At 41.4% G+C, this 26969-nt stretch carries 27 protein-coding genes; 8 read left to right on the top strand and 19 right to left on the bottom strand.

Annotation, left to right across the window (positions count from 1 at the left end; translation table 11 throughout):
- Positions 1–167: 167 nt before the first annotated feature.
- Positions 168–1523, top strand: coding sequence for an IS1182 family transposase (locus tag ACZ444_RS02990; RefSeq protein ID WP_464433229.1), 1356 nt, complete (start codon positions 168–170; stop codon positions 1521–1523).
- A 238-nt stretch (positions 1524–1761) separates the two neighbouring features.
- On the opposite strand, the gene ACZ444_RS02985 is transcribed toward ACZ444_RS02990, so the two are convergent.
- Entirely contained in the window at positions 1762–2268 is a 507-nt protein-coding gene (locus ACZ444_RS02985; protein ID WP_382359128.1) for a DUF1722 domain-containing protein, read from the bottom strand.
- A gap of 55 nt (positions 2269–2323) precedes the next feature.
- Between ACZ444_RS02985 and ACZ444_RS02980 the strand changes: the two genes are divergently transcribed.
- The gene (locus ACZ444_RS02980) at positions 2324–2794 is read left to right on the top strand and encodes an SRPBCC family protein (RefSeq protein WP_382359131.1); all 471 of its coding nucleotides are present in this window, start codon (positions 2324–2326) and stop codon (positions 2792–2794) included.
- A 67-nt stretch (positions 2795–2861) separates the two neighbouring features.
- Here ACZ444_RS02980 and ACZ444_RS02975 read toward each other — a convergent pair whose 3' ends face one another.
- Positions 2862–3227 (bottom strand): DoxX family protein, encoded by a 366-nt coding sequence (locus ACZ444_RS02975; RefSeq protein ID WP_382359134.1) that lies wholly within the window; start codon positions 3225–3227, stop codon positions 2862–2864.
- A 160-nt stretch (positions 3228–3387) separates the two neighbouring features.
- Between ACZ444_RS02975 and ACZ444_RS02970 the strand changes: the two genes are divergently transcribed.
- Positions 3388–3762, top strand: a complete 375-nt coding sequence (locus tag ACZ444_RS02970; protein ID WP_382359137.1) for a TIGR02328 family protein — start codon at positions 3388–3390, stop codon at positions 3760–3762.
- 88 nt (positions 3763–3850) lie between these two features.
- On the opposite strand, the gene ACZ444_RS02965 is transcribed toward ACZ444_RS02970, so the two are convergent.
- On the bottom strand, positions 3851–4642 hold the full coding sequence (locus ACZ444_RS02965) for a sulfite exporter TauE/SafE family protein (protein ID WP_382359140.1): 792 nt from the start codon (positions 4640–4642) through the stop codon (positions 3851–3853).
- Between the two features lie 341 nt (positions 4643–4983).
- Here ACZ444_RS02965 and ACZ444_RS02960 point away from each other — a divergent pair, with 341 nt between their 5' ends.
- Positions 4984–5715, top strand: a complete 732-nt coding sequence (locus tag ACZ444_RS02960; protein WP_382359143.1) for a DUF4396 domain-containing protein — start codon at positions 4984–4986, stop codon at positions 5713–5715.
- A gap of 146 nt (positions 5716–5861) precedes the next feature.
- On the opposite strand, the gene ACZ444_RS02955 is transcribed toward ACZ444_RS02960, so the two are convergent.
- From ACZ444_RS02955 to ACZ444_RS02925, 7 genes are all read right to left on the bottom strand, one after another.
- Entirely contained in the window at positions 5862–6770 is a 909-nt protein-coding gene (locus tag ACZ444_RS02955; protein WP_382359146.1) for a glycine betaine ABC transporter substrate-binding protein, read from the bottom strand.
- 116 nt (positions 6771–6886) lie between these two features.
- On the bottom strand, positions 6887–8116 hold the full coding sequence (locus ACZ444_RS02950) for an NAD(P)/FAD-dependent oxidoreductase (protein ID WP_382359149.1): 1230 nt from the start codon (positions 8114–8116) through the stop codon (positions 6887–6889).
- A complete protein-coding gene (locus tag ACZ444_RS02945; RefSeq protein ID WP_382359152.1) occupies positions 8117–8470 on the bottom strand; it encodes a Rieske (2Fe-2S) protein in 354 nt (117 codons plus the stop codon). It abuts the gene before it with no gap.
- Positions 8471–8539: 69 nt separating this feature from the next.
- Positions 8540–10003, bottom strand: coding sequence for a betaine-aldehyde dehydrogenase (gene betB, locus ACZ444_RS02940; RefSeq protein ID WP_382359155.1), 1464 nt, complete (start codon positions 10001–10003; stop codon positions 8540–8542).
- A gap of 26 nt (positions 10004–10029) precedes the next feature.
- Positions 10030–10386, bottom strand: coding sequence for a Rieske (2Fe-2S) protein (locus ACZ444_RS02935; RefSeq protein WP_382359158.1), 357 nt, complete (start codon positions 10384–10386; stop codon positions 10030–10032).
- Entirely contained in the window at positions 10383–11459 is a 1077-nt protein-coding gene (locus ACZ444_RS02930; protein WP_382359161.1) for an amidohydrolase family protein, read from the bottom strand. Before ACZ444_RS02930 ends, ACZ444_RS02935 begins: the two co-directional genes overlap by 4 nt.
- 391 nt (positions 11460–11850) lie before the next feature.
- Positions 11851–12282 carry a hypothetical protein gene (locus ACZ444_RS02925; protein WP_382359164.1) on the bottom strand — a complete coding sequence of 144 codons (432 nt, stop codon included), beginning with the start codon at positions 12280–12282 and terminating at the stop codon, positions 11851–11853.
- Positions 12283–12479: 197 nt separating this feature from the next.
- Here ACZ444_RS02925 and ACZ444_RS02920 point away from each other — a divergent pair, with 197 nt between their 5' ends.
- The 3 genes from ACZ444_RS02920 (at position 12480) to ACZ444_RS02910 (ending at position 16251) form a co-directional block, all read left to right on the top strand.
- Positions 12480–14030: a multicopper oxidase family protein gene (locus tag ACZ444_RS02920; protein WP_382359167.1), complete on the top strand. Its 1551-nt coding sequence runs from the start codon at positions 12480–12482 to the stop codon at positions 14028–14030.
- 240 nt (positions 14031–14270) lie between these two features.
- Positions 14271–15536 carry an alcohol acetyltransferase gene (locus ACZ444_RS02915; RefSeq protein ID WP_382359170.1) on the top strand — a complete coding sequence of 422 codons (1266 nt, stop codon included), beginning with the start codon at positions 14271–14273 and terminating at the stop codon, positions 15534–15536.
- 1 nt (position 15537) lies between these two features.
- Positions 15538–16251, top strand: coding sequence for a DUF6320 domain-containing protein (locus tag ACZ444_RS02910; RefSeq protein WP_382359173.1), 714 nt, complete (start codon positions 15538–15540; stop codon positions 16249–16251).
- 102 nt (positions 16252–16353) lie between these two features.
- Here the strand turns inward: ACZ444_RS02910 and ACZ444_RS02905 are convergent, their stop codons facing one another.
- Positions 16354–17376, bottom strand: coding sequence for an LCP family protein (locus ACZ444_RS02905; RefSeq protein ID WP_382359176.1), 1023 nt, complete (start codon positions 17374–17376; stop codon positions 16354–16356).
- Positions 17377–17406: 30 nt separating this feature from the next.
- Complete coding sequence (locus ACZ444_RS02900; protein WP_464433805.1) at positions 17407–17985, bottom strand: YkyA family protein; 579 nt, start codon at positions 17983–17985, stop codon at positions 17407–17409.
- 159 nt (positions 17986–18144) lie between these two features.
- Between ACZ444_RS02900 and ACZ444_RS02895 the strand changes: the two genes are divergently transcribed.
- A complete protein-coding gene (locus tag ACZ444_RS02895; RefSeq protein WP_464433229.1) occupies positions 18145–19500 on the top strand; it encodes an IS1182 family transposase in 1356 nt (451 codons plus the stop codon).
- Between the two features lie 197 nt (positions 19501–19697).
- Here the strand turns inward: ACZ444_RS02895 and ACZ444_RS02890 are convergent, their stop codons facing one another.
- The 7 genes from ACZ444_RS02890 to ACZ444_RS02860 all read right to left on the bottom strand — a co-directional run bounded on the left by ACZ444_RS02890 (position 19698) and on the right by ACZ444_RS02860 (position 26704).
- Entirely contained in the window at positions 19698–20606 is a 909-nt protein-coding gene (locus ACZ444_RS02890; protein WP_382358983.1) for a polysaccharide deacetylase family protein, read from the bottom strand.
- A 144-nt stretch (positions 20607–20750) separates the two neighbouring features.
- Entirely contained in the window at positions 20751–21638 is an 888-nt protein-coding gene (gene rsiV / locus ACZ444_RS02885; RefSeq protein ID WP_382358985.1) for an anti-sigma-V factor RsiV, read from the bottom strand.
- 21 nt (positions 21639–21659) lie between these two features.
- The gene (locus tag ACZ444_RS02880; RefSeq protein ID WP_382358987.1) at positions 21660–22154 is read right to left on the bottom strand and encodes an RNA polymerase sigma factor; all 495 of its coding nucleotides are present in this window, start codon (positions 22152–22154) and stop codon (positions 21660–21662) included.
- Between the two features lie 1045 nt (positions 22155–23199).
- Positions 23200–23847 carry a class F sortase gene (locus ACZ444_RS02875; protein WP_382358989.1) on the bottom strand — a complete coding sequence of 216 codons (648 nt, stop codon included), beginning with the start codon at positions 23845–23847 and terminating at the stop codon, positions 23200–23202.
- Positions 23848–23874: 27 nt separating this feature from the next.
- Positions 23875–25230: a copper amine oxidase gene (locus tag ACZ444_RS02870; RefSeq protein ID WP_382358991.1), complete on the bottom strand. Its 1356-nt coding sequence runs from the start codon at positions 25228–25230 to the stop codon at positions 23875–23877.
- A gap of 147 nt (positions 25231–25377) precedes the next feature.
- Positions 25378–26148, bottom strand: coding sequence for an anti-sigma factor (locus ACZ444_RS02865; protein WP_382358992.1), 771 nt, complete (start codon positions 26146–26148; stop codon positions 25378–25380).
- The gene (locus ACZ444_RS02860; RefSeq protein ID WP_382358993.1) at positions 26138–26704 is read right to left on the bottom strand and encodes an RNA polymerase sigma factor; all 567 of its coding nucleotides are present in this window, start codon (positions 26702–26704) and stop codon (positions 26138–26140) included. Before ACZ444_RS02860 ends, ACZ444_RS02865 begins: the two co-directional genes overlap by 11 nt.
- Positions 26705–26969 lie beyond the last annotated feature (265 nt).

Raw genomic sequence — 26969 nt, 5'->3', positions numbered from 1 at the left:
TTTGATTTATTATTAGACTACCATAAAAATTTAGATATGAGCGAATTTCATAATTCATAGCCCTTGCGGCGCAAGGACTTAAAAACGTAAAAAAGGAAGTACCTCCCCAAATCTTGTATAATGGTAGTTGAACTAAAACATCCATAGAGATTGGAGGAATACTTCCTATGACTATTATACGACAACCAAGCTTATTTAGCATCCAAGAACTTTATGACATGGAACCTACCCAAAAGTATGAGGCGATCATTTCCGCCGTTGATTTGGATGCCATTTATCACGACATGGCTAAAAAATCCCGTTTGGGCGCGCCTGAAGAGCTGAATGTTGCAGCGATGATTATTTCCGTTTTCATTCGGTATGTTGAACGCATCCCAACCATAAAAGACCTGAAAAAACGCTTAGATGATGATATTGCCTTCAAATTGAATTGTGGATTTCTGGTTTCAGACAAGATTCCTTCGGAAGCTTCCTATTCCCGCCTTTTAACCAAGCTGAGCGAGTCAGATGCATTGGAAAAGGCCCAGGAAAAAGTTGTTCTTCAAGCCATTGCCGAAGGCTTTATCGCTGATGATACAGTCGCCATCGATGCGACTCATTTCGAAGCACGTGATCAGGCCCCGCCTAAAGAAGAAAAGGCAAAGCCGGAACCGAAAAAACGCGGCCGTAAATCCAGGGAAGAGCGTGACCAATGGCTCCAGGAACAAGCTGAGAAAGAAGCGAATCTGCCTCTTTATGACAGGAAAATCGAAGCTCAACTGGATGCATCTTTAACAGAACTTCGAGACGGTGTTCCCCGGGATCCCCAATGGGGGATCAAGAAAAACAGCGAAGGCAAAAATACATTCTGGTTTGGCTATAAAGGACATCTGGCTGTCGGCACATCAAGTCAATACATTTTACAGGCCCTTTTCTCATCAGGAAATCTAAATGATGGAAAAGCCGCAATTCCTTTATTGAAGGGGATGAATGAACGCTTGCCTCTTTCAAACTTGCGTTATCAGACGATGGATGCGGGTTATGATTTTGAACCGATTTACACGCAGGTCTATCGAATGGGCCAGCAATCTATCATTGCCTATAATAAACGCAATGAATCGGAACCCATAGGGTTTGATAAATATTTTGCCCCAACATGTTTCCGTGAACATTCGTACCGTTATGAAAGTTACGATGCCAAACATGAAACCCTGAAGTACACAAACCCAAAGGAATGCAAAGACTGCCCTTTAGCCCATGAAGACATATGCCAGAAAGTATTCAAGATGAAAATCACTAAAGACCTCAGGCGATACACAGCCCCGGCACGGGGCTCTAAAGCTTGGAACACCATCTACAAGCGCCGATCAGCCGTTGAACGTGTCAATGCCTATTTAAAGGAATTCTTTCAGCTCAACAATGTTCGCCATCGTTCAGGGAAACGCGCTCAGATCCATTTTGATATCGTTACGTTGATGTATAATGCATCGAAATTAGCCGCAGACCGCATTGATGCCGCGTTAAAGCAGCAGCAGGCTGCTTAGAGGAATTTTAAAAAAATACACATTAGAAATTCTGCAGGTCTTTGCGTTTTTAATAAGAGCAATTATGAAATTGATTCATGTAAATTTGTTGTAAATTATTAAATTAATATATTTCAAGTCATCACTGTTATGCGTGAATTCAAGTGATCATGAGCCAAGATTATACAGAAATTGTAAGCTCAGATATTACATGTAGTTTACTTAGTTGACGTTAGCCATTAAATAATGGAAAATCAGATTACGTTCGCCTGATCACGTGATCGCCTTGCCAGAGCAGCTCAGACGCTTCATAAACCTGTCCTTGGTACGTTAAACGCACAGGCACATGGTTAAACGGCTTTTCCCGCTGGCTCGGCCACAGACGCGAGGACAATAAGTAGTCAACGTGGTAATTAGTCGTTTCCCGCTCCAATTCCGCTAATGCTGCAGCAGGCTGATCCCGGATCAAGGCATTAATAGCCTGGCGTCGCTCATTGGACAGCAGCTGTTTAAAATAGCCAGCCGCATGATAGAGCGCGTTGGCTAGTTCAGGCAATGCCTCACTCGCTGTAGACTGATACGTCGCATCAATCCGTTGCAGCAGCGTATAGGCTTCATTCAAGCGTTGGGTGTCCGGGCGCAATAATTGTCTCACGTCGCGGTAAGCCGTCTGATCACACGCTAACACAAAATACTTATTCGCAGCCCAGACCGACTGGGCAGCTTTCAAAACCAATTTTTTATCGTCAATTTGATCGAGCTTCATCGCTATCACCCCTGATTCAGTCGTTATTACTCACATTTCAAAAGGAGTTATTTAAATGAAAATTTATCAAATGCGCCGTCAGCAGCAGCTCCCCATTTCTCTGGAAGAAGCTTGGACACTCTTTTCAGATCCTGGCAAATTACCTGATATAACGCCGTCATGGATGCAATTTACAGTGACGAGCCAGCCGAAAGGAAACATCTATCCAGGTATGATTACCACCTATCATTTGCGGCCACTTTTAGGTATCAGGTTAACCTGGGTCACGGAAATCACGCAGGTCCAGGATCAGGTCTATTTTGTGGATGAACAGCGCTTCGGTCCTTACCGCTTCTGGCATCACGAACATCACTTTAAAGCCATTGAAGGCGGGGTTGAAATCATCGATATCGTGAACTATGCCATGCCCGTGGGCGTCATCGGTCAAGCTGTTCATCAGGTTAATGTCGGAAGGAAACTGCATGACGTGTTTGATTACCGCTACCAAACGCTGAAACAAAAATTTGGCGTGATGCGGCATGTCTGATTAATCGAATATGCTGATATCAAACAACTCCCGCCGTGCTGAGCAGAGCGGATTGTTCTATATCCCATTAGCGTCTTCCCAGCTTTAATGCTCCGACAATCAGTGGAAGCTGCAGCGGTAAACGCAGCCATAACAGCCAGGGATTCGCTTGTTCTCCCGGGCGGACGGCAATTCTTTTTACAGCCATGTACACATTCGCAGGAAAAACGGCCACCATAAACAATGCTAAGAGTTTCCCAGTGATCTGCTGTCCTTTTTTCACCCAGAGCAAAACAGAAAATATGATTTCAAACACACCTGAGATGAGCACGATAGCCCTGCGAAAAGGCAGTGCTTTCGGAACAATTTTACGGAAACCCCGTTCATGGACAAAATGCAGGACACCGGCTGCGGCTAAAAGAAGCGAATACAGCGTTCGAAAAACACGTTTCATACGGGTTCCACCTTTCATAATTTTTCTTATCCTTTGTTCGCATTATCCACGATTTACCGCTGTAGATCAATTCATTACCATCCAAAGCAGCCGATCTTGTGTTAACATTTGCCTTAAACAGCCAAGCATACGCTCAAACAGCTTTAATGGAGGTCTCTCTATGCGCTTATGGCATGAAAAACTTTTACCTGAACTGCCCCGCCAGCAATTGCTCGGTCAGCACCGAGAGTGCTGCGCATTGCGAGGAAATGGCTGGGGAAAAAATCACAGCACCGTTAATTACGTGTTCCGCCATTCGCCATATAAATTGTACCAGTATCATATGAAGGTCATGAATGAAATGAAACGAAGAGGCTATCATATTGATTCATTATGGGAGGACCCGCTCTACCGCGGAAAAAAATGCTCACCCTTTGAGGATGAGCAATTAACGAAAACAGGCACTCAAGAAGGCGAGACAATTTATCCAGAACACGATCAGGACTATTTGCAAGCGTGCATTGATAATCTTCGGGAAAAAGGAATCTATGTATGAATTGATCAGAACCAATAAATATAGTGTTTAAATTATGGATCAACACCAACATCTATGTCCGCTGCGGAAAAACACGTCGCTTTCCTAATTACAGGAAAAAGTCCAGCCATATTTTAACGGCCGTTGCCAGAATAAGAACAGCAAGGATGCCCTGCAATACCTTTGTATTGATCCGCTTGCCGGCATAAGCTCCCAATGGCGATGCAAGTAAGCTGGCAATCATCACTATGACAGCAGGAATGAGGACAACCTGCCCTGTCATGATCTTACCGGCAGTCGAGCCTATGGACGAGATAAAGGTAATCGCAAGCGAAGATGCAATCGTCATCCGGACAGGGAGTTTCAAGACGCGCAGCATGATGGGCACCAGAATAAATGATCCGCCAGCTCCCACAATACCAGCGCCAATTCCGACAAGGAGCGCTAAGGCAGACGCAAGCCACCGCTTAAAATTTTCCGGATTAAAACTGGTTTTATTATCAGCTGAGCCTTTATTCGGAATAAACATCATAATGGCAGCGAGCAATGCCAGTACACCATATATAAAATTAACGCCGCCTTCAGACATGAAAGAGGATAGATAACCGCCAGCAAGACTGCCGATTATAATACTGGTGCCCATATAGCCAATGATGGTTTTATTTAAAAAGCCGCCTTTCCGATAGGCCCAGACACCCCCGATGGTAGCAAACAACACCTGCACAGCCGTAATGCCCGAGACTTCATACGAGCTGAAATCAGCTACACCTAATGCAGCAGGTATATATAACAGCATCGGGAAATTAATAATAGCTCCGCCGATACCGACCATCCCGGAAATAAAAGACCCGACAAAGCCGATCAAAAAAATGGTGAGAATAACAACTAAACTATACGTCATTTATATGCCTCCGTCACATAAGAGAGTCCCTTATTATAGGGACCCCATCAATAGTCACTTATACCGTATGGGGTATATAAATTATTTGAAGATAAGGGTCCATTTTGCTGAACCCTTTACAGGAAAGATGATACATATCACTGTATACCCCCTAAGGTATTTTGTCAACGCTCATTAACCACCTTTTTGTTGAGATGCGTTCATTTTTCCCCTATTTATACCTGCATAATTCAGACGTTAATAACAATAATAAGAAAGAGGAAAATAGCGTTTTGATGTTTAAAATGATAGCAAACTCATGAATATAATAAGTGGCTATACCATACGAAAGGAGAGATATCGTGACCTGGCTGGAGATTATTTCGTGGATTTCGATTACACTAAGCGCCCTGCAGGCCTTGATTATAACGATTGATGTCATCCGGTATCCGCAAAAGATGATGCCCATTATGAATATCGTCTGGCCGCTGACAGGCCTCTATTTTCCCATTGCGGGCATTTGGGCTTATTACGGGCTTGGGAGAGCCAAGGGAGAAATGAACCATGAGGAAATGGAGCACCATGACCACGGTGAGCATAATCATGGAAGTGACCACCATGATATGCATCATCATGGACACGGCGACAAACCGTTCTGGCAAAGTGTCTTTGTTTCCACGACGCACTGCAGCAGCGGCTGTTCGCTCGGTGACATGATTGGCGCCCCTCTTGTGTTTTATACGGGGTTTTTGATCGCAGGCTCGGAGCTGCTGACCGATTATGTGGTCGAGTTTATCCTCGCCTTTATTTTTGGCATTGCCTTTCAATACTATGGCATGGGTTTTCAAAAACACGATCAACCCGGACAAGCTATTAAAGACGCGATCAAAGCCGATACATGGTCCCTCATTTGCTTTGAAATCGGTATGTTCGGATGGATGGCGCTCGCCTATTATGGATTCTTTGTTAACATGCCAGAACCCAACACCGCTGTATTCTGGTTCATGATGCAGCTGGCCATGATGCTCGGTTTTTTAACAAGTTATCCGGCGAACTGGCTGCTCGTGAAAAAAGGTATCAAACATGCCATGTAAGGCGTGTTAGGTGTAATTTCACACCACAAAATTCGTAAACCATAGACCAAACGACAATCGAGTATAATAGGGTTAATAACATGGCCAATTCCAACAATGAGCAAAAACTATCCGGATCATCTAACCCGGGTAGTTTTTATAATCATTTATTTAGTTGGTAATTCTTCGATGCTATCAATGTCCATGTATTCCGGAACAACAAATCCTTGTTTTGCTCCCTCTAGATTAGGACCTAAGTCTACAATTTCATCTTTATATTCCTCGAAATAATTAGCCGAACCTGAAGGGAGCCAAGCCATTAACATGCCATCAATACCACCATCAGCAAGAGATTGCCATGCAACTCCCATATCAACCATATTCAATTCAACGTCGTAACCTAATTCTTCAAGAGCGATCTTAACAACATTTATTGAAGCGGCTGCTGACGACCAATTAACATAGGCCAACTCCACAGTCTCATCTTCTACTGGTTCGATACCCTCTTCCCAGTCGTCAACTTTATCGCGATTGTTTTTAACCCACTCGTTAGCTACATCACTCGCTTCGACATCATCATCTTTCGTTTTTGATAAAATTTTATTCATATCTTCTGGTGCCCATTTAAAGTTGTCCAAGAATTCATAAGCAGAAGTTTTTTCTTCCTCAAGACCTTCTCTCACAAATGTATGGATTTTTTCGGATTCACCTAAAAAGCCTTCGGGATCATCCAAGAACTTCAAGTCATATTTTTCAAATGCCCAGTGTGGCTGCCAAAGTGTCACAACGATCGATTCTTTATTTTCAATGGCTTCATCTAAAGTTGCCAACATAGGTCCTTCAGAACTTGGTGTTAAATCAAGTTCCAAGTCATAACCCTCAACGGCTTTTTTAGCTATATCCATTGTTCCTGACCCGGGATCAATGCCTACGATTTTTTCAAGGTCAGCTGCGTCGTTGTTTGCTTCATTTGTATCATTACCTTCTGCTTCACCAGATTCTTTTTGACATCCAGCTAGCATCAATATCGCACTAATACTTATTAGAATAAACCATCTTTTTGAAAATAATTTCATTGTCTTTCTATCATCCTTTCTATAGATAGTATGGTGAATCGTCCTATCCTTTGTTTCATTGTCTTTTCAAAGTAATACGCTTAACATCTGAAAAAGACTTGATTCCAGACATATATTTATGCTAAGGACCGTTGAACTTTTTTCAATGATATACTGTCATCTGCTAAATCTTCTGGGTCTATAGGTCTTTGTTGCTTAATCATTCTTCTAACAGGCAAAGCATTTTTTGCCTGGTTAGAAATGAAAGCTGCCTGAATAATATTTTGATCATCTAAATAAAAATAAGTGAACGCGTTTGCTTCCATCGATCCGCGCTGAATAATTTGAGACCATGTCTTGGCATGTCCAAAATATTGAAAACGACTTCCATATTGATCTGACCAAAAGTACGGTGTATACGTATAAGGTGACGACTGCGGAGAAATCATGTTCTTCGTCACTGTCTTAGCATGATTGACGGCATGGTCCCAATGTTCAACATGGATGGGACCTGAATGGTATGGCCACGACGTACAATCCCCCGCCGCATAAATATCAGGGATGGATGTTTCACCAAATTCGTTAACAATATAACCGTTTTCCATTTCCAATTGCGGGTGAGTCAGCTCCATATTGGGCGTTACGCCTACACTCAACATGACCGCTTGGCATGGAATTCGTCTTCCACCAGCTGTCATGGCTTCCTGAACTTCTGAATCCCCGTTAAACTGAACAACAGAGTCTTCTGTCATGACTTCGACACCATTACGTCGATGTAGATTCAAAAAGTATTCTGATACCTGCCTGCCCACAATATTTTCCATCGGATAAGCGGATCTTTCTACAATGGTCACTTCTATTCCTAATTGTTTCAAAGAAGAAGCCATTTCAGCTCCAATAAAACCCGCACCTATAATAACGGCTTCTTTCACATGTTGCATATGCTGCTTAATAGCTAGGGCATCTGCCATCCTGCGTAAATAAAAAATGCCTTTAAGATAATCGCCTTCTATGGATAATGTCCGTAACTTTGATCCTGTCGCGATCATAAGCTTATCCCACTCATAATCAAAACCATCTTTTGTCGTGATGGTTTTACGAACCGGATTTATGTTTGTTATTTCTTCACCAAGCTTTAAGTCTATATCCCGGTCTTCATAGAAGTCAGGATGACGTAGTAAAACACCTGAATCATCAGTTTCCCCTGTCATCCATTGCTTGGACAAAGGGGGGCGATCGTAAGGCACCTGATTGTCGCGATCCACCAAAACAATCGAGCCTTGATGGCCCTCTTTTCGCAAATTTTCGGCGGCATGAACACCTGCAATGCCCGCTCCTAGAATCATGATGGTATCGGAGTCAGACACTTACTCACCTCCTTCATAGTTAATCCATACAGATCCATCAACCTCGAGAGTTTGATAAACCTGCAACGGATCTTCAGCCGGACCTTCCAGCACAGAACCATCACCAACATCAAAGCAGGCAAAATGAAGCGGACACGTTAAACAAGTCCCATCCAATTCACCATCGACTAACTCAGAATGTTCGTGCGTACATATGCCATCAAACGCATATACTGTGCCCTCACCCCGGCCGACAACAATTGTCTTCGTATTTGTTTCACATTCGATCAGGTCACCCTCTTCAAGCTCTGAACTTGAGCAAGCATAAATATAACTCTTGTCAGAAACGAAGTCTGATCCCTCGTTATGTGTCATTGCGATCACCTTCAAGTCTCATTTTATATGTCATGTATTCATATCTGCCATAGAGTGATAGTCTATATTTTAAAACCAACTGACAGGAGAAGGATGTAAATTACGATAAACATGCTTTGTCTCCTGGTATTCCTCAAGTCCTTTTTTGCCAAGCTCACGGCCAATTCCTGACTGTTTATAACCGCCCCATGGTGCTTGCGGGAAGTACAGGTTCACATCGTTGATCCAAACAGTTCCCATGCGCATTTTTGCAACACAGCGTTCAGCTTTGGCAATATCGTTTGTGAAAACACCACCGGCTAGACCATAAATCGAATCGTTGGCAAGGCGGACCGATTCTTCCTCAGTCGAGAATTTCTCCACTGTAATAACTGGGCCAAAGCCTTCGTTCTGCACAACGCTCATATCAGTCGTACAATCCGTCAGTACTGTTGGCAAATAGAAAAACCCATCCTGCAGCTGCGAGTCATCAGGTTTTTGGCCGCCAACTGCAATCGTGGCACCTTCATTTTTACCGTTTTCAACATAACTGATCACCTTAGCTAAATGTTCCTTAGAAATTAGCGGCCCCATTTGGGTTGATTCCTCAAAGGCATTGCCAAGCTTAATATTCCTAACCCGGTCAACGAGTGCATTAACAAACTCATCATGAATATTTTCTTCTACTATCAGGCGGGTTCCTGCTGAGCAGATTTGTCCAGCATGGAAAAATACCGCATTCATCGCCTGATCAACTGCTGTTTCAAAATCAGAATCTGCGAAAATAATATTTGGATTTTTGCCGCCCAGTTCCAATGCTAAATTTTTAACATTGGAACTCGCAGCCTGCATAATTCGTTTACCCGTTTCAATGCCGCCCGTGAACGAAATAAGATCAACGTTATCATTAACAGAAAGCTCATCACCAACGGAATATCCAGGACCAAGAACCAAATTGACAACACCCACCGGGATTCCAGATTCCTCCATAAGTTCAAATACTTTAATCGAAGTAAGTGGTGTCATTTCGCTTGGTTTCATGACAAGTGTATTGCCAGCCGCCAGTGCTGGTGCCAATTTCCATGAGGCCTGAAGCAACGGATAGTTCCACGGTGTTATTTGTCCGCAAACCCCAACAGGTTCGTGAATGACTCTGCTTGTTGAATCGGGAATAGGTGAATCGATAACGTCGCCGCCATCCTTATCTGCTATCTCAGCAAAGTAACGAAAAACACTAGCAATATCATCCATGTCCTCACGGCTTTCTATTACTGTTTTACCCGTGTCAAGTGATTCAATTTCTGCTAATTCCTCATGATCACGTTCAATCAATTCCGCAATTTTATGGACCTTTTTTCCACGATCACGAGCCGTCCAATGGGGCCATTCACCATGGTCAAAGGCCCCTTGAGCGGCTTCGATAGCCAATTTTGCATCTCCCCTGCTGCCTTCTGATACAGTTGCAATGGGTTCTTGATTGTAAGGATTGATAATGGCTCGTGTTTCACTAGAATTAGCTTCAACCCACTTACCATTAATGAACATCTTTTTCATATGTCACCTCATGAATCATCAAAAGCTTATTTATAAACAACAACATTGTTCTCCTCGATGGTTACTTCAAAGTTGCGCAGTTTCTGTTCAGGATCGGCCAGCATGCAGCCGCCATTTTTGACATCATATTCAAGCCCATGCCACGGGCAGCGAAGAATTTCGCCTTCTTTGATATACTCATAATTGCCATGAACCGTGGTACGTTTATTATCACCGCGCAGGGCACCTTCCGATAGTGGTGCACCTTGGTGCAGACAACGATTGGCGAATGCATAAAATTCACCGTCCTTTGTGCGACACACAACGATCGGAATGATACCTAATGAATCACTTTTCATATCGCCGGGGTCTATATCTTCTTTTTCACAGACAACTTTCCTCATGTTGTAACACTCCCTTGCATTTGCGGTAATTTAGGATAAGCAGCCCTTGCATTTTCAGAGTAAATCTTTTCTTCCAATTCCTTATCCAGCTTAGGAAGTGCCTGAAATGGTGAATCATAATCCCAATGCGGATAATCCGTTGAAAAGCAGATCATGTTTTCAGATCCCATTTGGTCCACATATTGCATAAATTCTTTATGGCTCATTTCCTCAACAGGTTGCGTTGTAAAGCGGATGTGATCCCGCATGATATCACTTGGCATCCGATTCACCCAAGGTACCTCTTGACGAAGTTCCTTGTACTGCTGATCCATCTTTTTCATTAAATGCGGGACGTGCGTGAATCCTCCCTCAATCATGATAAGATGCAGATTAGGGAATTTCTCGAACACACCGTTGAACACCATGTTTGAAACCTCAATCATATGTGATGTTGGCACCATCGTATGCCACTCGATAAAATAACGCGGCCATCCTCCGAAATGCGTTGGCGGCTCATTATGATGCATCCCAATTGACAAATTATGACGCTCAGCTGCTTCATAAATCGGGTGATAATACGGGTCTCCCCATGATGTTTTATCGATTGGCAGCAATATTTGCACCATCTTTGGATGAGAACCGACTCGTTCAATTTCGCGAACGGCTTGTTGTGGATCTTGAGCTGCTATATGTACAGAACCATATAGACGATCATCTTTTTCCAGCCAATTATCAATTTGCCAGTCATTATAAGCGCTTGCTAAAGCAGTCGCCATTTCATACCAACCGTGCATGGACGATGGAGATGGATCCAGAGCTCCGGTTAAGATACCGTATTCGTGCCCATTTTCATTAAGCAGTTGTTGCTGCATAAAACCTAAATCACTTCCTGCGGCTCCCCCATCAGGCGTTACAGCATCTGCACGATCAACGCCAGCCACTGTTGGCTGAGTATAAGGCATATGTTTTTCCTGCATCCAGTGATTATTCTCTATATAGCCCCTCCACGGCTCATCTAAATAAGGGAGGAGATCCGAATAGCTAACGCGCTCATGAATATCTGTGTCAATAATACGACGCTGAGTGGACATTTAAACAACTCCTTTGTAATGAAAACTAGTAAATATTCATCAGAATTAACAGTTTATCATTTATAGACTGTTTGTAGTTTATAATAGGGTGTTAACTTCTGACAAATCCAATATCTTTAATTGAGTGAACTCAGTGAGCTTCAGTGCGCTTCAGTGAAACTCAGTGAGCTGTTTTCGCCAAAATCGTCTGAATAATAAAATCAACTATTAATACTATTCTGAATAAAAGGGTAAAGGTTTAACAAAAGTAGTAAGGATGGAAAACCACTTCTGAAACATCATCCACGATGGCAACATCAATCGTTTTTAAGATGCTGAGATCACGTTTAAAATGAAATGATTTTTCCTTTGCCAGCGGACTGAATACTGCAAAACCAAGCCCGCTATACGATCACTTCATTACTGAACCTCTGCCTGCAAAGGCACTTAATGCATTGAGCAAAACAATGAAAATAGGATAAATGAGTAAAAGAACCAACACAATCATTCCATCCCCAGGACCACCCTGATCGGCAGGATTGATTATAGGAGGGAATAGAGAAATATATATAAAGACCAATAAAACAAAATAGGGTAACCATAGAAGAACTGACCAAAATGATGACTTCCGATGTTTCAGCCACTTTTTGGTTAACACTATTATAAGAGCGGAAATCAGAACCACGAGAGTCAATGCAGTTATACCAATCACTACACCCGTTACAGTTAACTCCCATTCCATAAGCCTTTGAATTCGTAACGCATTCAAAAACAACTCAATTGGTATAAAAATAACCAATGCGTATAGAACACTGATACCATTTATCTTCCAAAAGGTATTCATTGACTCCCTCTCTTCCACCTAATTTAAACAGACGTTACACAGGAATGTTGCCACCCATTAACAATTATCTTAACACTTTTTCAAGTACCAGGTACACAAACAATTCTGAATTGTTTATGTACCTGGTACTTCACCCACACCATTATGACAAATTCCTCATATCTTATGAGTAACGATATATGAAGAGAGGGAGAATGATGAATTCTAAACTTACAAAATTTGTGGACGCACTGCCAATACCGCAAACCTTGAAGCCAACTCGACCTCGACATGGGAAGCAAGGGGACTTCTACAGAGTACAGATGGAAGAATTCACACAGAAGATGCATAAGGATTTGCAGCCAACCAAACTGTGGGGGTATGATGGACAATTCCCTGGACCACTTTTTGACGTTAACCATGGAGAGCCGATCCAGGTGGAATGGGTGAACAATTTACCAAGCAAACACTTTTTGCCTGTAGATAAAACGGTGCATAACTTGACAGAATTACCAGAAGTCCGGACGGTTACACATTTGCATGGAAGTGAAACAAAATCAGCAAGTGATGGCTATCCCGATGCTTGGTTCACAAAAAATTACCAGGAAGTTGGACCGCATTTCAAGCAAAAAATCTATGAATACCCAAATAAACAGCGAGCAACCACATTATGGTACCACGACCATGCAATGGGGATCACCAGACTGAATGTTTATGCAGGACTTGTTGGAATGTATATCATACGAGACAGACACGAAAAACGATTAAACCTTCCATCCGGCCCATATGAAATTCCACTCGCTATCACCGACCGTTCATTTAATGACGATGGTTCCCTCTATTATCCGCCGCAGCCTGATGATCCAGCAGATAATATACCCAACCCGTCTATCCGGCCATTCTTCCTTGGAGAAACAAACGTGGTTAATGGCAAAGTTTGGCCGTATTTGGATGTAGAGCCGCGAAAATATCGTTTCAGGTTATTAAATGCGGCAAACACACGAGCGTATCAGCTCTATCTTGATTCCGGACAGGATTTTTACCAAATTGGCTCAGATGGCGGCCTTTTGCGAAGAACACTTAAAATGACTAAATTGGCCATGGAGTCTGCTGAACGAATCGATGTGATTATTGACTTTTCTAATTTGGAAGGGCAAACCATTACACTGAAAAATGATCTTGGAGCAAACCCCGATCCCGAGGACGAGACCGATGATGTTATGCAATTCCGAGTTCGCTCACCGCTGAAAGACGACGATACGAAAGCCATCCCTCAGCATTTATCTTCCATTCCATCACTCAAACAAAACAATATTACAAAACAAAGATTTTTAAAGCTGGTTGGTTCAACTGATGAGCTCGGCCGGCCATTGCTTTTGCTGGATAACAAGCTGTGGATGGACCCTGTCACCGAAACCCCTGCCCTGGGTTCAACGGAAATCTGGTCATTCATCAATGTAACAGCGTTTACACACCCCATTCATATTCATCTCATTCAATTTCAAGTAGTAAACCGGCAGCCATTTGATCTTGATTTATATAATCAGGACGGAAGCATTGTGTTCACTGGCCCAGCCACTCCTCCAGAACCCAATGAACGTGTATGGAAAGATACAGTTGCTGCCCATTCAGGAGAAATAACACGGGTGATAGCTGAATTCGGCCCATTTACCGACGATTACGTGTGGCACTGCCATATTTTGGAGCATGAAGACCATGATATGATGCGACCTATGAGAGTTATTGACCCAAAAAAGAACGATAACTAATTCTGCAAGTGCCAGGTACATAAACAATTCAGAATTGTTTATGTACCTGGCACTTATTTATGAACTATCTACTGCTTTTACAGCACGTAAACCACCAGTTTGTTATAATCGGGATTAATGTATTAGATTTTGATAGAGGAAGCACCTCGTCTCTTGTCTTCAGCTTAGATGCTTACCTTCACTATAATAACCAGCGATCTATGCTATAATTTGGAACTAAACAGAAGGAGACGCTATCTGATGGATAATCAATTATGGTACCGGCTTGATCATGCAGCGAAAATGTATTCATCAATTGTTTCGTCACGTGCAACAACGTTATTCAGAGTTTCCGCGACCCTTACGTCACAGATAGATGCCACACATTTGCAATCCGCTCTTGAGGCGACATTGAGGCGCTTTCCTTTCTATAAAGTTCAATTAAAACAAGGGGTTTTCTGGTACTACCTTGAAGCAACCAGCCAAATTCCACTTGTTGAGGAAGAAAATTATTACCCATGTATGAGTTTAGGGATAAAAAGAAGCGGGTCCTTTCTTTTTCGGGTATTATATTATAATAAGCGAATTTCTGTAGAACTATCACATAGCCTAACGGACGGTACAGGTGGACTTAAATTCCTTCAAGAAATGATTATTCAATATCTCCATTTGAAAGAATCAATCGCTGTGAATAATCCAGAACCAGACCAAAAGCAGCTCCAATCAGAGATAGAGAATTCATTTCTAAAGTATTATGAGAAGGAAATTCCAATTTTAAAATCACGTATTGGAAAATCGTTTAAATTGCCAATTGCTCTCGACAAAAAGGGGCGATACTATATAACAACAGGTATTATTGATGTAACAGAACTAAAGCAAAAAGCCCACTATTATGAAACGACGGTTACGATTTTATTAACAGCTATCTATATCGAGAGCTTGCTGAAAATACAGGATGACGTTGCTCGTCGCCATTATCCGATTGTTATTAATGTTCCGGTAGACATGCGTTCTTTCTTTAAAAGTGAGACAATGAGAAACTTCTTTGTAAGTATCTCACCTTCCATTGACAGCAGGCTCGGCAACTATGAGTTCACAGAGATTATCGACGAATTGAAAATTGAATTCCGCCGTTTACTGAGTCCTAAAAGGTTAAAACAATCTATTAAACGCAGTGTTATTGGTGAGAAATCCTTTTGGCTGCGAATAGTGCCATCACCGCTGAAAGATATTATAACCCCCTCCATTTATTCGCTTTTTGGTGAAAGCCAGTATACAAGTGGTTTATCAAATATGGGTGTTGTTCAGATGCCGAGTGAAATTGAACAGTTTATTGAACGATTCGAATGTTACCCTCCGCCAAGCATTGGAAATAAGGTTAAGGCGTTCATGATCAGTTATCAGAAACACCTTTATTTCTCATTTGGAAACTTATCAAAAGACCGCATGCTGGAGCGTGAGTTTTTCCGTAATATTCGAAAAAAAGGAATCGATGTAGCAATTGAAACGAATGATGAGGAGAATTAATATGGCTTATTGCCCAAAATGCGGGATTCAAGTTGAAAGAGACAATCGGCCCTGCCCATTATGTGACTTTCCCATTCCCAAAGTGGATGATACGCAGGCAGATATACCTAATAAATTTCCTAAAGCCGAAAATCCATATCCTGTTCATTTGCGAAGGATATTGAATCGTATTTTTATATTTATCTCCTTATTAATATTCGTCGCGATCAGTCTTATGTTTTATGTGAACTACGAACTGGACGAGGCATTTACCTGGTCTAGATACAGTAATTTAAGTGTACTGGCAGGCTGGGTTTTTTTGTACTTTTCATTTGGTTATGTTCATAGCTATTATAAAATAATTATTGGAATGGCTCTCATTTCGTTAGTCTTGTTAGGTGGCTTGGACATTTTCGATGGCAGCCTTGATTGGTTTATCCCACTCGCATTTCCAATCGTTGTTGGTACGGCTGTTATTGGCTTATGCTACTGCACGCTGATCCGATTTTTATCTGTCAGACGGTTTAATGTTATTGGATTTTTCTTTATTGCAATTGTGATCCTATCCATGTGGATTAACTTTTTTGTCAGCAGTCATGAGGGAGAAGTGAATCTGCTGCAGTGGTTAATCGGTACTGGGTTGCAACTATTACCAATAACATTAGTGATGCTTTACGTGAAATATGGACTACCTGAACGAATCAAACAGAAGGCCGCTCGAAAATTTCATTTGTGATTGTTCTATATTTAAAGGAAAAACAAACAAATGACGAAACAGGACTGCTATTAAAAACCTGGATTGTAAAGTAAAACGTGTGGGGTTACGAATAACCAGATTTCAATCCGCATTCGTTGTAAAATGATCAACTGGATCTAACCCCAGTACTTGGCGTAATTGTTGACTGACTTCTTCTAAATCTGTCTTTTCCGGGATAAAATAGGAGCCATTATTCACCGTCTTTTCCGTTCCTTTTATTTCAATTGTTTTCATAGAGAGATCATTCTTAGCCGCAAGTTGTTTCTCAAGGGCGAAAATTTCTTTGGCTGCTAGATCCGTTTTTACACTTTTCCCTAATATATCAGTGATGTCGCTTACTTTAAAAATAGTTCCTGCTGATATAGCCTGATCGATTGTTGCTTTTAGAAATTGCCGCTGCCGCGTGTCTCTGCCGTATGATGCATTGACTGACCGCTTTCGCATACGAACAAAAGCAAGTGACTCCTCTCCATTCAAATGCGTATCCCCTTGTTCGAAGTAAATCCGTTCGTCATTTTGATAAATGTTTTTCTCCCAAAATCCTTCTTTTATATCAATGTCAACACCACCAAGTGCATCAACAATATCACGAAATCCATCAAAACCGACCGTAACAAAATGATCTATTGGGATATTTAGCAAGTTTTCAACCGTTTCCATTTGCAGCTTCTCCGCGCCATATCCTGTAATAGACCCATAGGTATAAGCTGCATTTATTTTATGCGTACCTGTATATTCTTTTGCATTTTCTATAGTGACTCTTGTGTCCCGCGGAATAGTTACCATATTCATGTCATGTGTTTCAGGATCAATCGTCATTACAATTTGTGTGTCTGCTCGCCCATGCTTCCCATCAGAAGAATAGTCTTCCACACCCATCAGCAAAATAGAAATGGGGTCTTTGTCTATCGTAACGGATTTGTTTCTGAAATCTGATTTATCATTTTCACGGTTCAAGTCGACTTGCGATTGATCAAAGGCATTCATAGCTTGAACACCTGCAAATAGGCTAAATCCGACCAAAATTAATAATAGCATTAGCACTACATAGAGCAATCGTCGCGGCCACTTTTTCTTTCTTTTATTTATTCTTGAGTCATCCAACAAAAAAACCTCACTTTTAATTATGTAATATTAAGCCAATACGTCTTTATCTCTATCTTCTTCCATTTGATTGATACGTTTCTGGGTTAAACTGCTTTTATTATAGTATTGGCTCTTCACTTGGTTATATTGTTTTGTGATGTGATTGAATTCTTGTTCTTGTTCCTTCATCGTTTTATAGTTTTGGTTAATTTTTTTAATTTGCTTATCCAGATTCGACGCCTTTAACGCTTTACTTTGTAATTGTTCATACAGATGGTTGTTTAATTTAAGCACATCCAGGTATTGATGGTAATATGACTCAAATACATTTTGGCGTTTCTCCATCAATTGAACAACGGCAGTCGCTTTCTTTTTCTCTTTGGTGTCGTCAATATCCTGTACAGCCGTTTTGATCTGTGAAGAAACCTTGTTTGCCTTATTAAAGCTATCTTTTGCTTCCTGTAAATAGTGCTTCTGTTTTTCGTTGAGTTGTTGGGCATCTTTCATGTCCTCTTTTATCTGCTGTTTCTGATCGATTTCAAGGGAAATGATTTCATTATAAAGTGCCTTTTCATTTTGAGCTGCTTTTGTTGATGCTTGTTGTTTTTCAGCAAAGTTTTTTTCAATAGCAGCGGATTCTTCTAATTTTTGATAAATGAGCGAATTTCATAATTCATAGCCCTTGCGGCGCAAGGACTTAAAAACGTAAAAAAGGAAGTACCTCCCCAAATCTTGTATAATGGTAGTTGAACTAAAACATCCATAGAGATTGGAGGAATACTTCCTATGACTATTATACGACAACCAAGCTTATTTAGCATCCAAGAACTTTATGACATGGAACCTACCCAAAAGTATGAGGCGATCATTTCCGCCGTTGATTTGGATGCCATTTATCACGACATGGCTAAAAAATCCCGTTTGGGCGCGCCTGAAGAGCTGAATGTTGCAGCGATGATTATTTCCGTTTTCATTCGGTATGTTGAACGCATCCCAACCATAAAAGACCTGAAAAAACGCTTAGATGATGATATTGCCTTCAAATTGAATTGTGGATTTCTGGTTTCAGACAAGATTCCTTCGGAAGCTTCCTATTCCCGCCTTTTAACCAAGCTGAGCGAGTCAGATGCATTGGAAAAGGCCCAGGAAAAAGTTGTTCTTCAAGCCATTGCCGAAGGCTTTATCGCTGATGATACAGTCGCCATCGATGCGACTCATTTCGAAGCACGTGATCAGGCCCCGCCTAAAGAAGAAAAGGCAAAGCCGGAACCGAAAAAACGCGGCCGTAAATCCAGGGAAGAGCGTGACCAATGGCTCCAGGAACAAGCTGAGAAAGAAGCGAATCTGCCTCTTTATGACAGGAAAATCGAAGCTCAACTGGATGCATCTTTAACAGAACTTCGAGACGGTGTTCCCCGGGATCCCCAATGGGGGATCAAGAAAAACAGCGAAGGCAAAAATACATTCTGGTTTGGCTATAAAGGACATCTGGCTGTCGGCACATCAAGTCAATACATTTTACAGGCCCTTTTCTCATCAGGAAATCTAAATGATGGAAAAGCCGCAATTCCTTTATTGAAGGGGATGAATGAACGCTTGCCTCTTTCAAACTTGCGTTATCAGACGATGGATGCGGGTTATGATTTTGAACCGATTTACACGCAGGTCTATCGAATGGGCCAGCAATCTATCATTGCCTATAATAAACGCAATGAATCGGAACCCATAGGGTTTGATAAATATTTTGCCCCAACATGTTTCCGTGAACATTCGTACCGTTATGAAAGTTACGATGCCAAACATGAAACCCTGAAGTACACAAACCCAAAGGAATGCAAAGACTGCCCTTTAGCCCATGAAGACATATGCCAGAAAGTATTCAAGATGAAAATCACTAAAGACCTCAGGCGATACACAGCCCCGGCACGGGGCTCTAAAGCTTGGAACACCATCTACAAGCGCCGATCAGCCGTTGAACGTGTCAATGCCTATTTAAAGGAATTCTTTCAGCTCAACAATGTTCGCCATCGTTCAGGGAAACGCGCTCAGATCCATTTTGATATCGTTACGTTGATGTATAATGCATCGAAATTAGCCGCAGACCGCATTGATGCCGCGTTAAAGCAGCAGCAGGCTGCTTAGAGGAATTTTAAAAAAATACACATTAGAAATTCTGCAGGTCTTTGCGTTTTTAATAAGAGCAATTATGAAATTGATTCAAATACTTTCTGCTCGCTTTTCAGCTTTATGACAACTAGCAACAAGGAACACCAGCATAACTGAGGAACATATCACCATAACCCGCTTAATCACTATCATTCTCTCCTTCTCATGGGCAATCAGTTAATGGGATGGCAGCGTCCTGCGCATCTAAATGTTAATGCAGCCTTTTCGTTTGTTATGTTTTTGGTTTTATAGCCTTCACGCTGCAAATAGTTTAATAGTTTTGGTAAATGTTTAATCGTCGCTGGTTTATCATGCAGGAGCACGACTGGTGTCTCATTAGCCTTCTCAAGCCTTTCTATTTCCTGAATTGTTCTCTCCACAAAACGTTTATCCTTTAGTTTCCAGTCCTTGCTATCCACATTCCAGTCCCATATGTTAAAGCCATTCTGATGCAGTGAATCCCGCATTCCTTCCGTCAAATAGGGAATACTGCCATAAGGAAGACGAACAAAGTTAGACGTTACGCCAGTTACCTTTTGTAAAATGCGCTGACTTTTAGTCATTTCGTTTAATGGTGCTGCTGTCGAGCTATATACTTGCTGAACGCTATGTGTCATTCCGTGCAAGCCCACGCCAAATCCTTCATCCACCATTCGGTTCACAACTTCAGGATGTTTTTTTATGTTTGGTCCTAACATAAAAAAGGTCGCTTTGACTTGATATTGATTTAGTACGTTCAGCAATTGGCTGGTCTCAGGTGATGGCCCGTCATCGAATGTTAAATAAATCGCCTTCTCCTGTTGATCCTTTTCATGTTGTTTTTCTTCTTTTTTGGCCTGTGCCTTTTTCCGTTCTTGTTCTCTCTTGTATTTTATGGATTGATGAAGCTCAGAATTGGAGAAGTCCTGTTTCTCACCAGACGATACTGATAATTGTTCTGCTGGTAATGATGAGATGGACTTTTGATCAGAAGCCTCTTTTTTATTTATGCCCATAAACCCGACAAGCAAGAGTAATAGGGTGATAAAAAGAAGTGATACCATTGTTTTGCCTCTCCGGTTTAAATGTCTGCGTTTGTTCAATTGATATCTCGCCACCTAACTTTATTATCTTGCTATCATAAGGGGTGACAACTTTTTTATATCATTCGAGTACCACTTATGATTGTTTTTTGTGAAAATCCAATAATAGCATCCGCCTCTAGTTAAAAGGTGGAGGATAAACGATTATTTAATGTACGCGTTTCCGACCAGCTCTTTCTCTATTTTCTCCGTTGGAATAATAAACTCAGCAGTTCCCATATAGCCAGGAGCCACTTCATAGTCATTAAACGTGATGACTAATTTTTGATCGTTATTTATATAAAAGCTTTGCTTCTTATCAATATGATCAAATACACCATCCGGTGGCAGATCTTTCACGCCTGCATCACGTACCCAATATATTTTATTCGGGTCTTCTTCCATTCGTTCCCGCATTTGATTCTTAATGACGGCACTAATCGTGTCTATATAGTCATCATTTTTGAACAGAATTGGCAGTGTCAGCATAATTTCCTTTTGTTTATCAATCGTGTCGTATTTCGTTACTTCATAAGAAGATGCTTGTGTTTTCTCAATGGACCTCTTGATTGACAGAATTTTATCGTTATCTGTCACTACTTCATAATTAGATTGTAGTTGTAAGTGACCGCCATCTTTTTCGTCAAGCTGATCTCTTTTTTCCAGGAATGATTCATATAGCTGTTGACTTTCATCTATATACTTCTGATTCAGACTATTTTCAAGGTCTTTATTATCAAAGTTTCTTACCTTGGGAATCTTTAAATCTGCGCTATAATGACGTTCATTCACATGAATCTCTTGTATCGTTAATACTTGTATGATAGATCCAACAACAGGTATTTTCGATAAACTTCCGGCAAACGCAGGGCTTGTATTAATGCTCACCATAAACATGAGAATCGCTGCGGCTAATCCAATGATCCATTTCGGATTCGGACGGCGTGGTTTTTTTATTTTACGGTTGATCGTATTGTGAACCACCTCATCCAGCTCCTTGGGAATGGGTGTGTCCATATAATCCTTTCTTAATCGTTTCAACTTCCAATTCATAAGTTATCCTCCAACATAGTCTTAGTCAGTGAAATCATCCATTTGTATATGTAATAGATCCAAAGCTTTATATAAACGCGTTTTGATCGTGTTTTTATTTTCATTAAGAATGTCTGCTACGTCATCTATTTTCAGATCTTCAAAAAATTTCAATACAATAACACTTCTAAACTTTATTGGCAATTCATCTAACCGTTTCCTTAGATCTATATCTGAATAGACGTCATATTTACCAGGGAAAAGATTCTCTATAGTTTCGTCATCAATCAATGTTACACGCTTGTTCTTCCGCAAAAAATCCAATGCTGAGTTGACAACTATTTTATAGAACCAGCTATTTACCGACTGATTTTCTTTTAAGGAGTTTTTTTTGCGGATTGCTTTCTCAATTGAGTCTTGAACGATATCCAGAGCATCATCAACATTTTTTACATAACTAAATGCTAATCGATAGAACTTTTCCTTGTTGTCTATAATAAATGTTATAACTGTATCCGCTGACTTGTTTTTCTTCATGAAGAAAGAGCTCCTTACACACACCTATGCGTATCTTCTAAGTGTTGTATAACGTTACACTATCTAGACGCATGGGAGAGAGAAAAAGTTTTATTTTTTATGGTCAAAGTTTATACTTTATTTAACTTACCTTGAGGAAGTGTTGATTTGGTGACATGCTATTAGCACGCTCCCATGATTGAATTTTTCATGTATCATGGATAAGCTTGGCCATTCAATTAATCAAATCACCAAAAATGTGCACCTCCACGTCACGCAAGAAATAAAAAAGAAGCCTCTCACAAGTTTGCAGAACTCATGAAAGACTTCATGTGATCAATCCCTGACCACTCCAGTTATTTTGTCAGACTGAATGCTGGCATGACGGGGGCGTAGGGCGTCGTTTACATCATGCCGCCCAAACTTGATAAAGTTATTCAGGGTTTTATAAACACCTGGTTTTTTATCTTATTTTCCGCCATAAATTTCGTAAGCAATATCATCATCAGTTATTTTTTCATTACCCTATGGATTTTTGTATTATGATGACTTCTGGCTCGTCTAGTTAATTTTAAGTTTATATCTAATTGATAATACATATGATCATTTGTAACCGTCAAGTAGTTTTGAACACTTTTTGCTCATTAATTTTTGGTGTATTCATGTAGAAGGTTAATAGAATTTGGGGTGACTGGCAAGGCTCTTTTTTATAATCGACTTCTACGGGAACGTCCTTCATCATTAACTTTTGTGACATTTTCAATCTTGCTCAACTGTTGTTACAAGCTCATCAATACTATGACAGTCTATTAATGTTTTCTATTACAATTGTTCAACCCCCAATCCCGACATCCACTGTGGTCCTTAATCTCCTGATATGTTCCCTGGCATTTGCCAAATTGATATCAATGAGGACCTTTTTGCCTGTTATTCAATTGGGCTTTCAAGGACGTTTCATTTTAATATCTATCCTTAGACGCTGAGAACTTTAAGCATCTTTTATAACGCTAAGGAGACGATTCCAATTTAGGATCCGCCTCCTCATTTCACAGTATCACTCTTTCAGTTATTCTTTTAATTCTGTATAAACAACGAGACGATCAACATGGCCGCCCTTTGACCTGTCGAAGGCACCCGTGCATGTAACTAGGTTCAACATTCTCCTTGAGGTATAACCGAAAATATCTTTCACCGGTGCATCATCCATTGGAAAAACCTGCTTATCGACGACTTCAAATACCAATTTATCCCCTTCGTCATTGAGGATTTCCACTTCGTCACCTTCTTGCATATCTTCCAGGTCAAAGAATACACCAGGACCTGTTTTATCATCGACATGACCGGCAATAACAGCGCTTCCCCGTTCACCTGGTTTTATTCCACGATCATACCAGCCAGTAATCCGGAAATTATCGGGAACGGCCATTTCGCCGTTTTCCATCATACCAACTTCTTCAACAGCCGAATCAACACCAATACTATCAATTTGAATGGTCTCCGGGACAACCCCGTACTCAGGATCTGTTATGACCGGTGATGACTCTGTTTCTATATAGTCATTATCCTGAGGTTCGGCTGAATCATTTACTTCCCGGGCTGCCTCACCCTGACCATTTACCCGATCATTATTAGATTGATCGGAGGAGTCCGTGCCTTGCGTCTGTCCGCAGCTGACTAATACCATCAGCAGCAATATACTTATGACCTTCCACATCACACACGCCTCCTCCCAGGTAGAACATTATTTATCATGGTTTGATGTGGTATATTTCCGTATTGCTACAAGTGCCGCCAATGCAAATACACTTGCACCCAGAATCCATGCCCACATCATATTACTGTTTTGTTCAGCCATCGTACCCATTCCGGTATTAGGCATTTCAGACGGCATATCACTTGCAAACTTATCAGGATTCTGTGCTACGATTCCCGATGACAATAGCTTAGCTGCTCCATACATATGTCCGTATGCATCGCGTGTCTGGTTGAATGCTTCATCGTAGGAACCATTAGCATAGCTATCAAATGCCCCGATCAGCTGATTGACGTGTGTTTGAAGTCCTTCAGCCATGGCAGATGCTTCTACATTGCCGCCGGTCGCCTTTTCAATGAACGCTGAAAAGTCCTCCTTATACATTTGAAGGTTATCCAATGCCTCTTGTTTAGCTTCTTCATCTTCTTCAGCAGTTGCGTTTACATAATCGACAAAATAACCGATATGCTCTGACCACATGTCGTTAAACGCCTGACCGGCTTCATCACCGTACACAGAAGCAATGGCTGCACTCAAATCCTCCGTGTTGCCGCTTAATGCATTGGTTGATGCTTCAAAATCCGGCGCACCTTCAATCCCATTTTGCATGGCAATGGCTGCGATGCCGGCATGCTCTGATAAAAGTTTACCTAAATTTGACCGTAGATCTCCTGCAGGTGTCACGGCCATGGTGTTATTAAACTGATCCGGCATTTGATCAACGACAGCTGATGACAATCCCTTTGCTACCATATGCATATGTCCGATTGCTTCACGTTCATGATTATACGCTTGCTCATAATCCTCGGCCACATAGCTGTCGAAAGCTCCAATTAATTGATCCACATGCATTTGCAGACTGTCCGCCAGTGATCCTGCTTCAAGGCGTTCATCTGTAGCCTTTTCAAGAAATTGGGAAAAGTCCTCACGGTATTGTGATAACTCATCCAATGCTGCCTGCTTTGCTTCTTCATCCCCTTCTGCGGTTGCATTCACATAATCAACGAAATAACCGATATGTGCACTCCACATGTCGTTAAAAGATTGACCTGCTTCCTCACCGTAAACTGATGCGATGGCATCCGATAAATCCTCAGTATTTGATTCCAAAGCGTCTACCGATTCTTGAAAACCCTCTGATCCATCTGCTCCGTTACGCATCACTTCAATGGCCAGGAATGCATGTTCACTCAACAAATGGCCCAAGTCGGCTCTCAAATCCAGTGCTGCGTTATCAACAGAAGGACTATTGTCAGATGTTTCTGCGCTCACCGGCATTCCAGCTGCCGAGAATATAAGCGCCGCACTTAATGGGGCTGCAACCAAAGTTCTTTTCCAATTCATCATGAATCCTCTCCCTTAAAAGATGTTGTTATTCTGTTTTGTGTTAAGCTAACGGGGTAAATTCATAATTGGATCACTATTTTTTTGAAAAAGTGAAGAAAAATCCGGAATGCACTGTCATGGGCGCATTCCGGATTTTTCTTTTTTCTATAGTGATGAACTCAGAAGTATATCTCCCTGGGGTGTTTGACTGTTTGCATCGGGTTCTTTAGTAATGGCTATCGTGTCAAAGTTTGTTTCTCCCTCATAATCCATAACGTAGGAGACACCGCCGTCACCGTCTTCATTTGGTACAAAGGTGCCGGCACGGTATGGCTGTTTATCCTTAAGAACCCACACTTGATAGGTTTCCTCATCTTCGAGCTCCTCTAATCCGCTCGCCTGGACAACCAGACTCGTCTGATTATTTTGGCCTATCATCATGGCAGTTGCCTGCGCTTTAACACCTTTAGATGGCTGCAAAGTCTTCACTGTTTCGAGCGTATCCCGTGAAACATCTTCTCCTGGTTCAGGGGCCTGTTCGGTCGCCTGCTCATCATTATTCGTTAGATAAATTACTGCCGCTCCGTTCCCAACTAAAGAAAGCGTCAATACTGCCGCGATTAATGGTCGATACCATCCTCTCCGCTTTTTAAATGGCTCATTCTGACCTTCCGAAACAGGAACTATATTATCCTTTTCATGCCCATCATCCGCGGTTTGCTTAATGACATTTGATAATACACGTCTTTTCATGCCGCTTGGAGGGTCAACAGGTTCACTGCTGTATGGGAGATCCTCGGTCAATTGCTCAAGTTCCACCAATTCTTTCCGACAATCGTCACATTCCAGTAAATGTGCTTCGAATGCTGCTTTCTGTTCTCCAGTCAACTGGTTATTAAAATAGTCAAGCAGACGATCACAATGGTTAGCCGTCATCCTGAACCCCCCTTTCATTCTTTGATGCCAGTATTTCTTTTAAATGCTTTAAAGCCAGCCGCACTCTTCCTTTAACGGTCCCTAGCGGTATATTAAATGTTTTAGATATGCTGGCCTGCGACATACTTTTAAAGTAAAATAGCTCAATCATTTTCTGCTGCTCTTTCGTTAATTGCTTGATTGCTTTCCGGACCTGTTCACCACACTCCTGCCATTCCACGGTTTCTTCGGGAGTCGGTTCTTGTGCTTGAAGAGAATCCCGTTCTTCCAGTTCATAGGCCGGATCTTTCTTTTTACGCAATAAATCAATACACGCATTCCTTGTTACCGTTAATAACCAGGAAGAGAACTTGCCTTTTTCTTTATCAAAACTTTGCTGCCTTGACCAAATCTTGGTGAATACATCCTGAACAGCTTCTTCTGCAAGAAATTTGTTATTGGTCATGCGATATGCAAAAGAAAATAGCAATTTTTCATATCGATCGTATAACTGTTCCAACGCGTCTTCTTCTTTATTCTGGATACGATAGAACAGTTCTGCATCTTGTTCTCCCATAACATTCTCCTTCTTCAACTCAATGACATATTTATTACGATACCATAATGGTTCTTGGAAGGAAAAAGGTATATACAGTAAACGGTTAAAAAAACATTTTGGATCACTATCTCAACTTTCGCAAACTAAAAACACGCTTTAAATGAGCTGCGGCACCCAGCACCATCTATTGGAATCTGGGTTATGTTCCTTGACAACATATCACAAGTGAATTTCATAATTCGGCTGAATTCCTTTTTGGCACAAGTCTTATAGCAAACGTTTC

The sequence above is a fragment of the Lentibacillus kimchii genome (assembly GCF_055381965.1).
This window is presented reverse-complemented; position numbering and strand designations above follow the sequence as displayed.

Excerpts from the sequence above, each read along its gene's own strand:
- ACZ444_RS02990 (WP_464433229.1), top strand. The coding sequence starts at position 168 with ATGACTATTATACGACAACCAAGCTTATTTAGCATCCAAGAACTTTAT.
- ACZ444_RS02985 (WP_382359128.1), bottom strand. The coding sequence starts at position 2,268 with ATGAAGCTCGATCAAATTGACGATAAAAAATTGGTTTTGAAAGCTGCC.
- ACZ444_RS02980 (WP_382359131.1), top strand. The coding sequence starts at position 2,324 with ATGAAAATTTATCAAATGCGCCGTCAGCAGCAGCTCCCCATTTCTCTG.
- ACZ444_RS02975 (WP_382359134.1), bottom strand. The coding sequence starts at position 3,227 with ATGAAACGTGTTTTTCGAACGCTGTATTCGCTTCTTTTAGCCGCAGCC.
- ACZ444_RS02970 (WP_382359137.1), top strand. The coding sequence starts at position 3,388 with ATGCGCTTATGGCATGAAAAACTTTTACCTGAACTGCCCCGCCAGCAA.
- ACZ444_RS02965 (WP_382359140.1), bottom strand. The coding sequence starts at position 4,642 with ATGACGTATAGTTTAGTTGTTATTCTCACCATTTTTTTGATCGGCTTT.
- ACZ444_RS02955 (WP_382359146.1), bottom strand. The coding sequence starts at position 6,770 with ATGAAATTATTTTCAAAAAGATGGTTTATTCTAATAAGTATTAGTGCG.
- ACZ444_RS02945 (WP_382359152.1), bottom strand. The coding sequence starts at position 8,470 with ATGACACATAACGAGGGATCAGACTTCGTTTCTGACAAGAGTTATATT.
- betB (WP_382359155.1), bottom strand. The coding sequence starts at position 10,003 with ATGAAAAAGATGTTCATTAATGGTAAGTGGGTTGAAGCTAATTCTAGT.
- ACZ444_RS02935 (WP_382359158.1), bottom strand. The coding sequence starts at position 10,386 with ATGAGGAAAGTTGTCTGTGAAAAAGAAGATATAGACCCCGGCGATATG.
- ACZ444_RS02930 (WP_382359161.1), bottom strand. The coding sequence starts at position 11,459 with ATGTCCACTCAGCGTCGTATTATTGACACAGATATTCATGAGCGCGTT.
- ACZ444_RS02925 (WP_382359164.1), bottom strand. The coding sequence starts at position 12,282 with ATGAATACCTTTTGGAAGATAAATGGTATCAGTGTTCTATACGCATTG.
- ACZ444_RS02920 (WP_382359167.1), top strand. The coding sequence starts at position 12,480 with ATGAATTCTAAACTTACAAAATTTGTGGACGCACTGCCAATACCGCAA.
- ACZ444_RS02915 (WP_382359170.1), top strand. The coding sequence starts at position 14,271 with ATGGATAATCAATTATGGTACCGGCTTGATCATGCAGCGAAAATGTAT.
- ACZ444_RS02910 (WP_382359173.1), top strand. The coding sequence starts at position 15,538 with ATGGCTTATTGCCCAAAATGCGGGATTCAAGTTGAAAGAGACAATCGG.
- ACZ444_RS02895 (WP_464433229.1), top strand. The coding sequence starts at position 18,145 with ATGACTATTATACGACAACCAAGCTTATTTAGCATCCAAGAACTTTAT.
- rsiV (WP_382358985.1), bottom strand. The coding sequence starts at position 21,638 with ATGAATTGGAAGTTGAAACGATTAAGAAAGGATTATATGGACACACCC.
- ACZ444_RS02880 (WP_382358987.1), bottom strand. The coding sequence starts at position 22,154 with ATGAAGAAAAACAAGTCAGCGGATACAGTTATAACATTTATTATAGAC.
- ACZ444_RS02875 (WP_382358989.1), bottom strand. The coding sequence starts at position 23,847 with ATGTGGAAGGTCATAAGTATATTGCTGCTGATGGTATTAGTCAGCTGC.
- ACZ444_RS02870 (WP_382358991.1), bottom strand. The coding sequence starts at position 25,230 with ATGAATTGGAAAAGAACTTTGGTTGCAGCCCCATTAAGTGCGGCGCTT.
- ACZ444_RS02865 (WP_382358992.1), bottom strand. The coding sequence starts at position 26,148 with ATGACGGCTAACCATTGTGATCGTCTGCTTGACTATTTTAATAACCAG.
- ACZ444_RS02860 (WP_382358993.1), bottom strand. The coding sequence starts at position 26,704 with ATGGGAGAACAAGATGCAGAACTGTTCTATCGTATCCAGAATAAAGAA.